Source organism: Vreelandella nanhaiensis, assembly GCF_003990185.1.
Classification (GTDB): domain Bacteria; phylum Pseudomonadota; class Gammaproteobacteria; order Pseudomonadales; family Halomonadaceae; genus Vreelandella; species Vreelandella nanhaiensis.
Map to the genome: position 1 here is coordinate 1 of NZ_RZHF01000015.1, position 13,876 is coordinate 13,876.

Annotated in this window: 14 protein-coding genes; 6 read left to right on the forward strand and 8 right to left on the reverse strand. The window is 58.8% G+C overall.

Translation table 11 applies throughout. The annotated features are described in order from the left end of the window. Positions 1-282 precede the first annotated feature (282 nt). On the forward strand, positions 283-1,308 hold the full coding sequence (gene pyrB, locus ELY38_RS10315) for an aspartate carbamoyltransferase (RefSeq protein ID WP_127062563.1): 1,026 nt from the start codon (positions 283-285) through the stop codon (positions 1,306-1,308). 3 nt (positions 1,309-1,311) lie between these two features. On the opposite strand, the gene ruvX is transcribed toward pyrB, so the two are convergent. From ruvX to ELY38_RS10335, 4 genes are all read right to left on the reverse strand, one after another. Then, entirely contained in the window at positions 1,312-1,767 is a 456-nt protein-coding gene (ruvX, locus tag ELY38_RS10320) for a Holliday junction resolvase RuvX (protein ID WP_127061985.1), read from the reverse strand. Then, positions 1,767-2,324, reverse strand: a complete 558-nt coding sequence (locus ELY38_RS10325) for a YqgE/AlgH family protein (RefSeq protein ID WP_127061987.1) — start codon at positions 2,322-2,324, stop codon at positions 1,767-1,769. Before ELY38_RS10325 ends, ruvX begins: the two co-directional genes overlap by 1 nt. A 54-nt stretch (positions 2,325-2,378) precedes the next feature. Further along, positions 2,379-3,350: a glutathione synthase gene (gene gshB / locus ELY38_RS10330; protein WP_127061989.1), complete on the reverse strand. Its 972-nt coding sequence runs from the start codon at positions 3,348-3,350 to the stop codon at positions 2,379-2,381. 75 nt (positions 3,351-3,425) lie between these two features. Next, positions 3,426-4,118: a CvfB family protein gene (locus tag ELY38_RS10335; RefSeq protein ID WP_127061991.1), complete on the reverse strand. Its 693-nt coding sequence runs from the start codon at positions 4,116-4,118 to the stop codon at positions 3,426-3,428. Between the two features lie 181 nt (positions 4,119-4,299). Between ELY38_RS10335 and ELY38_RS10340 the strand changes: the two genes are divergently transcribed. Beyond that, a complete protein-coding gene (locus ELY38_RS10340) occupies positions 4,300-5,928 on the forward strand; it encodes a sodium:solute symporter family protein (protein WP_127061993.1) in 1,629 nt (542 codons plus the stop codon). Next, a complete protein-coding gene (locus ELY38_RS10345; protein ID WP_127061995.1) occupies positions 5,921-6,490 on the forward strand; it encodes a hypothetical protein in 570 nt (189 codons plus the stop codon). Before ELY38_RS10340 ends, ELY38_RS10345 begins: the two co-directional genes overlap by 8 nt. Positions 6,491-6,513: 23 nt before the next feature. Here the strand turns inward: ELY38_RS10345 and ELY38_RS10350 are convergent, their stop codons facing one another. The 3 genes from ELY38_RS10350 to ELY38_RS10360 are packed head-to-tail and all read right to left on the reverse strand — an operon-like array spanning position 6,514 to position 8,247. Next, positions 6,514-7,269, reverse strand: coding sequence for a 16S rRNA (uracil(1498)-N(3))-methyltransferase (locus tag ELY38_RS10350; RefSeq protein ID WP_127061997.1), 756 nt, complete (start codon positions 7,267-7,269; stop codon positions 6,514-6,516). A gap of 2 nt (positions 7,270-7,271) precedes the next feature. After that, positions 7,272-7,778, reverse strand: coding sequence for a protein-export chaperone SecB (gene secB / locus ELY38_RS10355; RefSeq protein WP_127061999.1), 507 nt, complete (start codon positions 7,776-7,778; stop codon positions 7,272-7,274). A gap of 46 nt (positions 7,779-7,824) precedes the next feature. Continuing rightward, on the reverse strand, positions 7,825-8,247 hold the full coding sequence (locus ELY38_RS10360) for a rhodanese-like domain-containing protein (RefSeq protein ID WP_126952603.1): 423 nt from the start codon (positions 8,245-8,247) through the stop codon (positions 7,825-7,827). A 271-nt stretch (positions 8,248-8,518) separates the two neighbouring features. Here ELY38_RS10360 and gpmI point away from each other — a divergent pair, with 271 nt between their 5' ends. From gpmI to ELY38_RS10375, 3 genes are all read left to right on the forward strand, one after another. Further along, positions 8,519-10,081 (forward strand): 2,3-bisphosphoglycerate-independent phosphoglycerate mutase, encoded by a 1,563-nt coding sequence (gpmI, locus tag ELY38_RS10365; protein WP_127062001.1) that lies wholly within the window; start codon positions 8,519-8,521, stop codon positions 10,079-10,081. After that, on the forward strand, positions 10,081-11,223 hold the full coding sequence (locus ELY38_RS10370; RefSeq protein ID WP_127062003.1) for a murein hydrolase activator EnvC family protein: 1,143 nt from the start codon (positions 10,081-10,083) through the stop codon (positions 11,221-11,223). The genes gpmI and ELY38_RS10370 overlap by 1 nt, the downstream gene beginning before the upstream one ends. A gap of 75 nt (positions 11,224-11,298) precedes the next feature. Continuing rightward, on the forward strand, positions 11,299-12,603 hold the full coding sequence (locus tag ELY38_RS10375; protein ID WP_127062005.1) for a S41 family peptidase: 1,305 nt from the start codon (positions 11,299-11,301) through the stop codon (positions 12,601-12,603). On the opposite strand, the gene ELY38_RS10380 is transcribed toward ELY38_RS10375, so the two are convergent. After that, on the reverse strand, positions 12,600-13,853 hold the full coding sequence (locus ELY38_RS10380; protein WP_127062007.1) for a UbiH/UbiF/VisC/COQ6 family ubiquinone biosynthesis hydroxylase: 1,254 nt from the start codon (positions 13,851-13,853) through the stop codon (positions 12,600-12,602). The two genes, ELY38_RS10375 and ELY38_RS10380, sit on opposite strands and share 4 nt — an antisense overlap. Positions 13,854-13,876 lie beyond the last annotated feature (23 nt).

Here is a 13,876-nt window from a genome sequence, read left to right on the forward strand (position 1 = left end):
CAAGGGCGTTGTTTTCGATGTTTAACCACCCACATCCAAAACCTCTAACCACTTGATAACCCGAAGGTTTTCACCTTCATTCACCGCTGGTAACGCTTGGCGTCCCCGGCAGCGGATGCGTACTTTACGGATTCRCTGCCGGCTTGGCAAGGCCTTTTTGAAATTTAGCTGAAAAAGTTTCAGCCGGCTCCGATTTAGTAGCTTAAAGCGCTTCGACGCCACCTTGTTGGCGGTTACACTTAGCGCCATGCGAGCCCCCGCCCACTTATTATGAGGTCCATGATGAGCCAGCACCTGTTAACTGTCGATTCATTAAACCGCGATAGCGTTGACCACCTTTTACGCGTGGCAGCGCGTATGGAACCCATAGCCAGCCGTCGCCAAGTAACACGGGTGCTGGAAGGCGCGGTGCTAGGCAATCTCTTTTTCGAAGCCAGTACCCGTACCCGGGTAAGTTTTCATACAGCGTTTTGTCGATTGGGCGGCAGCGTATGTGACACGACAGGCTTTACCTTCTCTTCCATGGCGAAAGGCGAGTCGCTTTACGATACTAGCCGAGTAATGAGCGGCTACTGTGATGCCATCGTAATGCGTCACCCTGAGCAAGGATCGGTTGCCGAGTTTGCCGCCGCCACCAATGTGCCGGTAATTAACGGTGGCGACGGCCCAGGTGAACATCCAAGCCAGGCGCTGCTGGATCTCTACACTATCGACAAGGAGTTCCAACGGTTAGGCAAGTCGCTTGGCGGAGCGCATATTTTGTTGACCGGCGATCTCAAGTACGGGCGAACCGTACACTCCCTGATCAAGCTGCTCTCTTTATACGACCCGTTGCGTATTACCCTGGTGTCGCCGTCGGGGCTTGAAATGCCGACATCCTTGATCGATCTGGTCACAGCCCGCGGTCATCAGGTAGAAGTACGCGATCACCTGGCCACTGACTTCAGTGATCTGGACGTGGTGTACACCACGCGGATTCAGAAAGAGCGCTTTACCGAAGAGATGAATGAGAGCTTCAAGGGCATCTCGGATGACTTCATGGTCAACAAGGCATTTTTGGATCAGCGCTGCAGCGATTCGACCATTGTCATGCACCCGTTACCGCGCGACAGTCGCCCCGGTGCCAATGATTTGAACGTGGATCTTAATGGCGACCCGCGCCTGGCGATATTCCGCCAGACCGATAACGGCATCCCCATGCGCATGGCCATTTTTGCCACGCTGTTGAAAGTCGACGACCTGATCGAGAAGGACCTTCGTCCGGTGCGTTGGTTCGTGCCCAGCCAGCTTGGCACGCTGGACCGTTAAGGCTTAATAGATAGCGCGCCCATCAGGAAGACCTTCTTGGTGGGCAAACCAGCCCTCCAGAATCAGCACGGCGGCAATACCATCCACGCTCTCCTGGCGGTAGTTGCCCCGGTGCCCGGCTTCTCTGGCGATCAGCTTGGCCTCCCGGGTAGAGCCACGCTCATCAACCATCACACACGGTTTGCCGTAGCGTCCGTGCAAGCGGTTACCAAACTTGCGCGCACGCTTGCTCATGTCCGATTCACTGCCATCCATATTAAGCGGTAACCCCACGACCAGCAGGTCAGGCTGCCACTCTTTAAGGAGCTGCTCTACCTTATTCCAGTCAGGGATACCATCACGCGCGGTCAGTGGCGCAAGCTCCCGGGCACTTTTGAGCAGCTCGTTGCCTACGGCGACGCCAATGCGCCGCGTGCCGTAATCAAAGGCAAGAATTAACCGTTGGCCTGTTTCTGCCATCAGGCGTGCCCTGCATCTCGGGTCATCAGATTGAGATCAACCCCGAGCAGCCCGGCCGCTGCTGTAAGGCGCTCAGCGGGAGGCGTGCTAAACAGCACCTTGGCTTGACCTTCAACCGTAAGCCAGGTGTTCTCTTTGAGCTCATCTTCCAACTGGCCCACTTCCCAGCCCGCACAGCCCAGGCAGATCAGAAAGTGCTCAGGTCCCTCCCCGTTAGCCAACGCCTGGAGGATATCCATGGACGTGGTCAGCGCGATGTCGTCTTCTACCTGAATGCTGGAGTCCCACGCCTGACTGTCGCCCAAGTGAAGAATAAAGCCGCGGTCCTTGTGCATTGGCCCGCCGTAATAGACGGGCGCATTACGATGGGGGCTCTCTTCACCGCCCAGTTCAAGCTGGTCAAACAGCGCGTCCAGGGTAATATCCAGCGGGCGATTGGTAATCACACCCATACAGCCATTATGGTCATGCTCGCAAAGATAGATCAGGCTGCCCTCAAAATTCGGGTCATCCAGATGCGGCATCGCCATTAAAAAGTGGTGCTTCAGACTTTGCATGCGTCTCCTACGGTCTGCCAGCCCTGCCAGCAGACCTTCTATATCAGTAGTTAATCAGGCGTTCTGGGCAGCGCTCAGGCGGCGCTCAATCGCATCCAGCAGCAATCCGGCAATATCGGTGCCACGCTGATCATCAATTTCACGCACGCAGGTAGGGCTCGTCACGTTAATTTCGGTGATGTAGTCACCGATTACGTCCAGCCCGACAAACATCAGCCCCTTTTCGCGAATCATTGGCTGGACCTGCTCAATCAGCCAGTAATCGCGCTTGGTAAGCTCACGTGCTACCCCGCGGCCCCCAGCAGCCAGATTACCGCGCGTCTCACCCGCCGAGGGGATACGCGCAAGTCCGAAAGGCACCGGCTCCCCATCGACCAGCAGAATACGCGTGTCGCCATCCTTGATTTCGGGCAGGTAACGCTGAACCATGATCTGGCGCTGACCACGCAGTGTCAGTTGCTCGATGACCGCACCGATATTGCGACCGTCAGGACCGATATGAAAAATACCGGTGCCACCCATGCCATCCAGCGGCTTGAAGATCACATCGCCATGCTCTGCGTGGAAAGCGCGCAGCACGTCATCACGGCTCGCCACCAGCGTGGGTGTACAGCACTCAGGGAACTGCTGGGCAAACAGCTTTTCGTTACACTGCAAAAGTGCGGCGGTCGGGTTCACCACCAGCACGCCTTCGCGCTCGGCAAAGCCTAAAAGGTGTACCGCATTGGTGAAATCGGCATCCACCGGCGGATCCTTGCGCATCAGCACCACGTCCAGCTCGGCAAGCGGGCGGTTAGATGCCTCGCCCAGGTCGTACCAGTGGTCAGGGTTACGATGGACCGTCAGCGGCCGTATGCGCGCATGGGCCTGCCCCGCGTTCAAGAAAAGATCCTCCTGCTCCATATAGTGCAGGGTATAGCCGCGCTCCTGCGCCGCCCATAGCATGGCAAGAGTGGTATCTTTCTTGTAGGCGATGTCACTGATGGGGTCCATCACGACGCCGAGATGCAGATTTGATTGACTCATCGGGGCACAATCCATACATGAACAATAGACAAGCAGTATGCCGTACTGCCTGCCCAGCTCCAACCGTTGGTACTTTTACGGGGCAAGTGCGCCGGGAACAAGCCGAATCGCATCAGGCTCCAGCGTAATCAACTGCTGCTTGTAGAGTCGCCCAATAGCTTGTTTGAACGCACTTTTACTGACACCCAGGCGCGCCTTGATATCGTGTGCCGAGCTCTTGTCACCCAGCGGCAGATAGCCACCACTTTCACGCAGCGCCTTGAGTATCTTGTCGCCCACTACATCCAGACGCGCAGCACCCGGCGGCAACAGCGAAATATCCACGCGTCCATCGTCACGGCGTTGCTTTACGTAGCCGGTCAACGCCTGACCACGGCGTAGCGGCTGGCTAATATCATCCTGATAGATCAGCCCCCAGTAGCGATGGTTGACCACCACTTTCATGCCCAGGTCAGTACGATCGGCGACCACGACGGCTACTTCATCGCCCTGCTCAAGCGCCCAGGCATCATCGGTTAAAAAACGATCGAGACGCATGGTGGCGACTGGCCGCCCTTGGTCATCTTCATACAGCATCACCAGCACCCGCTTGCCTGGGTCTGGGCGAAAGCGCTGCTCGCTATAGGGTAGCAAAACGTCCTTGGGCTGCCCCCAGCGCAGGAAGGCGCCCGTGTTGTTCACGGCCGTAACGGTCAGGTATGCCACTTCGCCTATTCGGGCAGTTACGTCGCTTGCAGCGCGAGGAGGGTTCGTTGATTCACGGACCATGGATGCCGTCCTTAAAAAATGAACCTGCATTATGGCGCCTGGATGTCATAGGGCAAAGCGCTAGCAGCGTTTTAGCCGCATGCCGTGATGGACGCCGGTTAATTTAAACACTTGTCTTAAGCAGGCTTATGACAACCTGCTACGCTCAAAACATCAGCGAAATTGGGTTTCGGGGTGGCGCATGGAAGGTTTTACATTCGTCGACATGGTGGTATTGATCGTTTATATCAGTTTGATCGCCTGGATCGGCTCACGATTCGGCAAGGATCAATATAGTCCCGAGGACTACTTTCTAGGCGGTCGCAAAATTCCCGGCTGGGCCATTGGCCTCTCTGTCATGGCTACCCAGGCAAGCGCCATCACCTTCATCGGCGCGCCCGGCTGGGGCTTTGAGGGCGGGCTTGAACGGCTAGTCACGTTCATCAACGTGCCGCTGGCGATGATCGTCCTGATCATGGTCTTCGTGCCGGTATTTCACCGGGCAGGTATTTACAGCATTTATGAGCTTCTTGAGCGGCGCTTTGGCCCGGCAACACGCACATTAAGTGCTCTGCTGTTTCTGATCGCCCGCGGGCTTGCCACCGGTGTAGTGTTATATGCGCCCGCGCTGGTGCTCGCCGTGGTCACCGGCTGGAGCGTTAACCTGACCATCATCATCATGGCGGTACTGGCCATCAGCTACACAGTGCTGGGCGGCATGAGTGCGGTCATCTGGACCGATGTCATACAGATGTTTGTGCTATGGCTAGGCGCGCTACTGAGTATCTTCTTTCTGATTACCAGCCTGCCCGGCGGCTGGAGCGACGTGTTCACGTTCGGTGCGCAGAGCGGTATGTTTAACGCCATAGACCTATCGCTTGACCCGAGCGTGACCTACTCGCTATGGGCGGGCCTATTGGGCGGCTTTTTTCTGCATGTGGCGTACTTCGGCACCGACCAGAGCCAGATTCAACGCGTGCTCTCAAGCCCTTCGGTACTCGATGCCCAACGCTCGCTGCTGATTGGCGGCTACCTGCTGATTCCCCAGATGCTGCTGTTTCTGTTTATCGGCGTCATCCTGGCCACCTATTACCAACAGCATGGTCTCACCCCGCCTGAAGACTTAAACGAGCTGCTTCCCCGCTATGTGGTAAACGCCTTTCCTTCGGGCATGGCGGGTCTAGTCATCGCAGGCGTGTTTGCCGCCGCCATGTCGAGCCTTGATTCGGCGCTCAACTCGCTGTCGGCGGTAACCGTGCGCGACTTCTACAGCCGCTATATCAAGCCAGACGCCAGCGATGCGCACTACCTGAAAGCCTCTCGGCTGGCGACGATCTTCTGGGGGCTTTACGCCACTCTGTTCGCGTTCTTTGCGGGTAATTTGGGGCCGGTAATTGAAGCGGTCAACCAGATTGGCTCCTGGTTTTACGGCGCGCTGCTCGGCACCTTCCTGCTGGCGATTTTTAGCCATCGCTCCAACGCGCGGGGGGCAGTAGCCGGATTGATAGCAGGAATGCTGGCTGTCTGGTTGGTTTCCAGCCTGATGGATATCTCATGGCTCTATAACAACACCATCGGCGTGGTGGTCTCGGTGTCGATTGGGTATCTAGTCAGCCTGACAACCAGCGCTCCACGCCCTGAGCAGCTATCCGATGTCATCATAGAGGAAACGGCACCCGACATGCAGGCCATACTTGCGTCCCGGGGAGCCAGCGCCCCCGAAGTAGGCCATGAAGCACGTCTGACCCGGCGCCGCTGTATCGGCCTGCTCCTCTGGTTTGGATTAATGCTGGGGTTGCTGGCACTACTGCAGGGCTGGGCCAATGGCTGAGCGTCTCACCCTTGCCCGGCAGCTTAACGAAAAAGCCGCCAGACAGCGGCTTGGCCGCCTGGGCGCACATACGCTTGAACCTGCCTGGGTAGCCCTGTGGGCAGCGCCTCTAGGACTGCCCGGCAAACCGCCGGGCGCCTGGCTGCTGGGTGCCGAAGAAATGCGACGGGCGCTGCTATTAACCGGCACCGAGCTGCCCGCGCAGGCCGAACGGCCCGGCCCAGGCATTCAGTTAACAGGCGCCACGCCACCCGCTTACGAAGCCATCAGACGCCTATGGCTATGGGAAAGAATAGCGACGCCACGTCTGTGGCGCATTCAAGCGCTGGATATCCCGCCCACGCCCGTATGGCTGCCCTGCTGGCTTGGCTACCGCGCCGGGCGCCAGCACCAGCTGACGGTAATCAGCGGCCTGTCGGGTGAGGTGCTTTCCATGCTCAAGGCCTTAATACTTGGTGGGCTGGCAGACGCTTATCGCCATGCTCAGACGCCTGGCGAAAAGGCCTGCAGCCCATCAGATATTATTCAGGAAGAGAGGAAATCTATCGGCACCCGAGTCTAGCCTTCGCCTGAGTTAGTAAGTGCTCACAAATCGCCGAAATAGTGCTGTAGAAGAGTTAGCGCCACGACCGGTGCCGTTTCGGTGCGTAGAACGCGCGGCCCCAAGGTCAGCGGTGTGAAGCCAGCCGCCTGGGCAGCGCCAATGTCCGCTTCGGTCAGCCCACCTTCGGGGCCGATCAGAAGCGCCGCTGAGGCGGGGCGCTCGGGTTGATCAAACGTATTACCGGTCGCCAGATGCAACATCAAACGAAGCGGCTCCTGACGGTCGCTCAACCATTCAGCAAGCCCTACCGGCGGATGCACTACCGGCACCACCGCTCGGCCGCTTTGCTCGCAGGCACTGGCCGCCACGGCCTGCCAATGTGCAAGCTTCTTGGCTTCGCGGTCCCCTTTCAGGCGTACATCACCACGCTCGGTGTACAGCGGTGTAATGGCGGCAACTCCCAGCTCGACGGCCTTTTGGATGGCATAATCCATCCGATCGCCCTTGGAAATCGCCTGGCCCAGATGCACGGCAAAGGGCGATTCACTCGCCCCCGGCCATACCGCATCCACCGTGGCCGTGGTGTGTTTGCGGCCCACCTCCGCCAAGTGGACGCCCGCCTCCTGGCCCTGCCCATCGAACAGCACCAGCGGCGCCCCCTCGCCCATGCGCAGCACGCGGGTTACGTGGCGCGCCGGGCCTTCTGGCAATACCACCACCTCACCGATTGTGAACGGTGCCGGCACATACAGGCGAGGCATCTTACCGTGCAGGGCGTACCACTCCTCGGCCTGCATGCTTAGTGAGTACTTGCTTCGGCTTGTTGCTGCGCTTCACGCTGCTTGCGCTGGGCGTACATGGCTTCGAAGTTCACTGGCGCCAGCATCAACGGCGGGAAGCCGCCACGGTTGACTAGGTTGTCCACACACTCACGCGCGTAGGGGAACAGCAGGTTGGGGCAGAACGCACCCAGAGTCTGTTCCAGCTGTGCACCTTCGATACCCGAAATACGGAACAGGCCCGCCTGCTCGACTTCAGCCAGAAACGACGTAGTGCCGGTTTCGCTGTCGTTGACCTGCGCAGTTACCTTAACGACCACTTCATACTGGTCGTCAGCAATCTTGGTGCTGGTCGTGTTGAGGTCCAGGTTGACCTTGGGCTTGAATGCCTGCTTGAAAACAGACGGCGAGTTAGGCGCCTCAAACGAGATATCCTTTACATAGATACGCTGCAAAGAGAACTTCAGCTGGGGCTTGTCACCGGACGCTGCTGCGCCCGCCTGCGGGGTATTGTTATCTTCCGCCATGGAAAACTCCTCGTTGTTCATTCAATAAATTAAGGCGCAGTTGCGCTTACTTTTTAACCACCGGGAGGCTATCCGCCTGCCACTGCGCCATGCCGCCTTTCAGTTTGGAAACACGCTCAAACCCTGCCTTGGCAAGTTTGGCCTGAACCACACCGGCGCCCTGGCCGTGCTTGCAGACTACAATGATCGGCTGACCTTTCACTTTGTTCAGCTCGTTCATGCGGCTGTCAATATTGCTTTGCGGGATGTTGCGCGCCCCGGCAATATGCCCAGCCTTGAAGTCTTTGCTCTCACGAATATCCAGGATGACCGCGTCTTCGCGGTTAATAAGCTGGGTAGCCTGTGTTGAGGTCACAGCGTTGGTGGAGGCGCTGCGCGTTTCATAAATAAGCCACGCTACCAGCACCAGCAAAAACGCCCCGACTAACAGGGGGTGGTTCTGTACGAATTCGAACAGCTGATCGATCATCGCGAACACAATCTCTTGGTATATGCAGAAAAAAGCGGCAAGCCGCCATCAAAACGCGACAAGTATACACGTCACAAGGCGCCCCGCGCAGGCCTTGGTCATGACGCCCGGCAGTTGCCTACGTTATGATGCCCCAAGCGTGTGCCAGTCGCGACCCCTAAGGCATTGTCTGAAAGAGATGAGCAGCACACTCGGGCTTTTCAAATGACGCTTTAGACGCCAGCACGCTTTCGTTTTACGCCGCTTGTTTATTCAACCTAACGAGGTTTTTATGGCTACTTCTACCCCGCGCCCCGTCGCGCTGATCATTCTTGACGGTTACGGCCACAATCCTGATCACGCCCATAATGCCGTGGCCTGTGCCAATACACCCGTGATGGATGATTTATGGGCCAGCCGGCCGCACACCTTTGTACATACCGATGGCCGCCACGTGGGCCTGCCGGATGGCCAGATGGGCAACTCGGAAGTTGGCCACATGAACCTCGGCGCAGGGCGCATTGTTTACCAGGACTTCACGCGGATCACTAAGGCGATTGAAGATGGCGACCTGGACATAAATGAAAACCTTACCCAGCCCATTGATGAAGCTGTTGCCAACGGGCGTGCCGTTCACCTGCTAGGGCTGCTTTCCCCTGGCGGCGTGCACAGCCACGAAGATCATTTTATCGCCATGGCAGAGCTGGCGGCGCGGCGCGGCGCCCAGCGTATTTTTATTCACGCTTTCCTTGATGGCCGGGACATGCCGCCGCAAAGCGCACTGGCCTCCATCGAGCGCGCCAATGCCCGTTTATCTGAGCTGGTAGGCGCTGACAATGGCTTTGTCGCATCCGTTATCGGCCGTTTCTACGCCATGGACCGTGACAACCGCTGGGAGCGCGTTGAAAAAGCTTACCGCCTGCTCACCGACGGTCAGGCCGAGGTGTATGCGACCAGCGCTGAGTCGGCCCTTCGCGATGCCTACGAGCGTGGAGAGACCGACGAGTTCGTAGCCCCCAGCTGCGTGTTGCTTAATGACAAATGCGTTACGTTGCAAGACGGTGACGCAGCCTTCTTCATGAACTTCCGTGCCGACCGAGCCCGCGAGCTTACCCGCGCCTTCGTTGAGCCCGGCTTCAGCGGCTTTTCGCGCATGGCATGCCCGACGCTTGCAGGAAAAGGCCTGGTGATGCTTACCCAGTATGCTGCCGACATTCCAGCGCCTGCCGCTTTCCCTCCGTTTGATCTAAGCGACACCCTGGGCGAAGTGGTGGCCAAGCGCGGGCTTAAACAGCTGCGCATTGCGGAAACCGAAAAATACCCTCACGTGACTTTCTTCTTCTCTGGTGGCCGCGAGGCGGAGTTCGACGGCGAGACGCGCATCCTGCTGCCCTCGCCGCAGGAAGTGCGCACCTACGATGAAAAGCCCGAGATGAGCGCCTACGAGATTACCGAGAAACTGGTTGAGGCCATTGATGCCGGGCAGTTTGATCTGATCGTGTGCAATTACGCCAACGGCGATATGGTCGGCCATACCGGTGATTTTGACGCGGCGGTAAAGGCCATTGAAACCGTGGATATCTGCGTTGGCCGGGTGGTAGAGGCCATTGAGCGTGCCGGTGGCGCCTGTTTGATCACCGCCGACCACGGCAACGCCGAACAGATGGTGCACCCCGAAACCGGCGCCCCGCAAACGGCTCACACCACCTTCGTGGTCCCGCTGGTTTACGTTGGGGAGCGCGCAGGATCGTTAGAAGAAGGCCGCCTGTGCGACTTGGCACCCACGCTTCTCACCATGATGAACCAACCCGTTCCCGAGGTCATGACCGGGAAGTCGCTGATTCGCTTCAACTGATGTCAGGGCGACTGGCACTGGCGCTCGGCGCGCTACTGGCCTTACTCGGCTCGTCTGCAAGCCTTGCCCAACCCGATGAAAGCGCCGCCCGAGCACAGCTGGACGCACTGGGCCAGGAGATCGAGTCGCTTTCCGAGCGCCTAAGCGCCACGGGCCAGGCGCGCGACAGTGCCGAGCGTGAACTGCGCAGTGTGGAAACCGAGCTGGCCCAAACGCATCAGCACCTGGACGCCCTGCAGGCCGAACGGCGACAGGTGGACGATGAAATGTCCCAGCTACGCCAGCATCGCGACCGCCTGGAAGTCGAGCGCGCCAGCCAGTACGCGGCGCTAGGCCAGCAGCTGGCCGCGCTTTACCGGCTGGGGCCCACACCCCAGCTCAAGCTGCTGCTCAACCAGGGTGACCCTGCCGAGCTTGACCGCATGCAGGCCTATTTGAACCGGTTTACCCAGGCACGCAACCGACGCCTTGCCGATATTGCTCGCCTGGATACTGCCCTTGCCGATACCGAGCAGGCGCTTGATGAGCGTCAGGCGCGTCTGGCGAGTCTGGCTGACGAACTGGACACCCAGCGCGCCCGCTTGGTAGCGCGTACCGCCGAGCGGCGCAGCGTTGTGGAAACCCTGGATGATCGCTATGGCAGCGAAGCCGACCGCCTGGCGGATCTTAATGACAACCGCGAGCAGGCCGAGCGCAAGCTGCGTGAAATTCAGGCGGAGCTGGCGCGCCTTGATTCGCCTACGCTCACCACTAATATCGTGCGTACGCAGGGAGATCTACCATGGCCGGTGCAGGGTGATATCACATCGTCATTTAACCGTCGAGATGGGGTTCACTATAATGGTATTGTCATTCAGGCAGGTGCCGGCACCCAGGTTAGCGCCGTGCACTCTGGCCGGGTGGTGTTTGCCGACTGGATGCGGGGGTTTGGCAACCTTTTGATTATTGATCACGGCGACCAGATCATGACCCTCTATGCGCACTTGCAACAGTTCAGCGTCCGACCCGGTCAGCAGGTCAATCGGGGAGATGAAATCGGCCGTGTGGGAGACAGCGGTGGACAATCTCGCGCCGCGCTCTATTTTGAAGTACGTCAGCGTGGTGAACCCATCAACCCTCAGCGTTGGATTGCGCGCCGCTGACGGGATAAGCTGAACCATATTAACAGCCAACTTAGGGTAGCGCCTTACGCCTACCTATCGCCTTGCGGAGTCTGCATGACGCCATTTGTTACCGACGTATCGGCCCCTGCCAAGCGCTTCTTGGCTGCCCTGCTTCCTCTTGCGTTTCTGTCGGTCCCGTTACCGCTGCTTGCCCAGCCAGCAAGCCAGGGGCCTGCTGACGACCTGCCGCTTGAAGAGATCCAGACCTTTGCCGAAGTATTTGAGCGGATCAAGCGGGGTTATGTAGAAGAGGTAGACGACCGTACCCTGTTGCGTAACGCCATGCGCGGCATGCTCAACGAGCTGGACCCCCACTCTGCCTACCTGGATGAAGAGGAGTACCAGAGCCTGCACGAATCCACCCAGGGTGAGTTTGGCGGCATCGGTATCGAAGTGGGCATGGAAAATGGGCAGCTCGTGGTGGTCACGCCTATTGACGATACGCCGGCTTCCCGGGCAGGGCTACTTTCCCGGGACGTGATCATCACCATTGACGGCACGCCCACCGACAACATGTCACTGCAGGAAGCCGTTACCATGATGCGCGGTGAGCCGGGAAGCCAGCTGCGTATCTCGGTGCTGCGCAAAGGAGAAGAAACCCCGCGCAGCTTTACGCTGACCCGCGAGGTAATTCGCAGCGAAAGCGTCAAGCATGAGCTGCTGGAACCCGGCTACGGCTACCTTCGCATCAGCCAATTCCAGTCGCGAACGCCTGAGCAGGCACGCCAGGCCATCGAGCGTATGAAGCGCGATGCCCCGCTGGAAGGCCTGATTCTGGATCTGCGTAACAACCCCGGCGGCGTGTTGCAGGCAGCGGCGGGCGTGGCCGACCTGTTTCTGGATAGCGGCCTGATCGTGTACACCGAAGGGCGCCTTGCCGACACGGCAATGTCATTCTCGGCATCAACAGACACTCCGGCAAGCGATGTGCCGCTGGTGGTGCTGATCAATAGCGGCAGCGCCTCGGCCGCTGAGATTGTTGCTGGTGCTCTACAGGATCAGCGACGCGGGGTCATCATGGGTACAGACAGCTTCGGCAAGGGCTCGGTCCAGCAGATCATGCCGCTGGGCAACGGAGAAGGTCTAAAACTGACCACAGCGCTTTACTACACACCCAACGGGCGCTCCATTCAGGCCCAGGGCATCGAGCCGGATGTGGAAGTCGTCCGCGGCCGCCTGGAGCTTGCGGAAAGCCGCCTGGAACTTCGCGAATCCGACCTTGACGGCCATTTGAATGCCCAGCAGCCAACCAATCAGGCGCGCCAATCGGCCTCTGAGCGGCTGCGTGACGACTACCAGATGAGTGAAGCGCTTAATCTTCTCAAGGCCCTTAATGTCGTGGATCGCCGCCGCCGTTAGCGGCAATTAAGCGGCAGGCGCCCCCGTTCGCCGATCGCCTGCCGCATGACCATACGCTTTACGGGGCTTAGCTGATTCATCCCGCTCATGCCGAGATTGCGCGCCAGCGTAAAGAGTGGCATTTGTGTGCCAAACAGCTCCCTAAACCCCTTCATCAGCCCTAGCATGGCGCTGTTATCCAGCCGTCTCCGACGCTCATAGCGGTTGAGCGTGCTGAGCTCACCCCAAGGCGCGCCACGTTTCCAGGCGTTGATGACTTCCTCGGCCAGCACGGCCGCATCCATCAATCCCAAATTCACGCCCTGCCCGGCCAACGGATGTATGCTATGTGCCGCGTCGCCTATCAGCGCCAGATGTGGCTGCACGTACTGCCTGGCATGGCGCTGTATCAGTGAAAAGCGATAAGCGCGATCACAGGCGACCACCTCGCCCAGCCGATAGCCAAATGCCTTGCCAAGCGCTTCACCCAATGCATCAGGCGTCAGATTAACCAGCGTGCTCGCATGTTCAGGCGTGGTCGACCAGACAATCGAGCAATAGCGCTCATCACCATCAACCGTCAGCGGTAAAAAAGCCAGTGGCCCGCCCTCCATAAACGCCTGTCGCGCGGTACTACCGTGCCCTTGGGTGCACTTTACCGTGGTGACGACGGCCTCCTGGCCCATATCATCAATCACCACGTCTATTTCCGCCATTTCACGCAGCGTTGAGCGCGCGCCGTCGGCTGCAACCAGCAGCGACGCATTCAGCTTGCGACCATCGCCAAGTTCAAGCCAGCGCCCAGAGGCAGAGGTTTGCAGCGCCTGCAGCGTGGCGCCAAAAAAGCATGTCACCTTGGGGTGGTCCATCACCAATGCATTTAGCGCCGCTTGAGTAATATCGTTTTCCACAATATGGCCAAGCGCCGGCACTCCGGCCTCATCGGCAGAAAAATTGATCTCGCCGCTGCCTTCGGCATCCCACACCTGCATATAGCGATACGGTGTTACCCGGGCACGCGCCATGGCAGGCCACGCTCCTAAGTGCGTCAACAGCCGCTGGGACACCGGCGTCAGTGCGCTAACCCGAACCCCCGGCAGCTTGCCGGCAATGCCTTGCCAACGCAGCGATTCAGCTCGGGCCTCCACCAATGCGACCTGCATGCCTGCCTGGGCCAAGAGGGCTACCAGGGTCGTTCCCACCACACCGCCCCCTACCACAACAGCGTCAAACCGTTGGGCAGGAGCCGTTTTTTTTGCAAGCGTATCCATAGCGTTCCTGTGTGATGTGGTTG